Source organism: Mesorhizobium sp. M7A.F.Ca.CA.003.01.2.1 (genome assembly GCF_003998945.1).
Lineage (GTDB): Bacteria > Pseudomonadota > Alphaproteobacteria > Rhizobiales > Rhizobiaceae > Mesorhizobium > Mesorhizobium ciceri.
The window spans coordinates 1-830 of the sequence record NZ_RZRA01001455.1 but is presented as its reverse complement, the minus strand read 5'-3'; the positions used below and the strand labels follow the sequence as shown (position 1 = coordinate 830).

Below are 830 nucleotides of genomic sequence, written 5' to 3'. Positions count from 1 at the left end.
AAAGGCAGGCCGATATGATGTCGTCCGTACGCCCGCCGACAGGGCTACGACGACGCGAGGCGCGCGCAGGGCAAGCAGCTCGGTCAAATCCTCGGATGCGATCCAGTGCCAACCGCCTGCGCCACGGCCAAAGCCCATTGCGACGACAACCGCGAGGATGAGCGCCAGCAGGCCGGCGATCAACGGCAGGCCGTTTGTCGGCAGGCGTACGGACGACATCATATCGGCCTGCCTTTCGGGGGTGGTTCGCATTCGCGGCAACAGGAACAGCAGCAGCGGCGCGCCGAGCAAAGCGGTCGCGGTGCCGGCGGGGATTTCGCCGGCGAACGGCAGATGCTGCACCAGGCGGTCGGTGAGCCAGAGCAGGGCGCCGCCGACCAGCGGCGACCAGACCAGGCGGCGGCCAAGCGTGCGCGCTCCGGCCAGCCGCGCCAGCGCCGGGGCAGCGAGCGCTACGAACCCGATGACGCCGACCTCGGCGACGACCAGCGCGCCAAGCGAGACGGCGACAGCCATGCCGGCAAGGCGGATGACGGCCGGGCGGGTGCCGAGCGATGCCGCGCCGTCGTCGCTGAGATCGAGCAGGCGTAGCGGTCGCCAGAGCAGGAACGCGGCGCAGATGCCGGCCAGCAGCCACGGCGCCAGAGCAACGACGGCCGCATCGCCATTCTGCACCAGCGAGCCGCTCTGCCAGATGAACAGCTCCTCGGTGTATTCGCGGTTGAGCGCCATCAGCAGCGCGCCGGCCGAACCGAAAGTGAGGCTGACGACGAGGCCGGCGATGATGATCGACACTGGCGAAAAGCTGCGCCCGCGCGCCAGTGCGAAAA

Annotated in this window: 1 protein-coding gene; it reads right to left on the bottom strand. The window is 69.6% G+C overall.

The features are described 5' to 3' along the window. A partial coding sequence (locus tag EN969_RS33415) for an iron chelate uptake ABC transporter family permease subunit (protein WP_164758767.1) occupies positions 1 to 830 on the bottom strand: 830 nt, incomplete at both ends.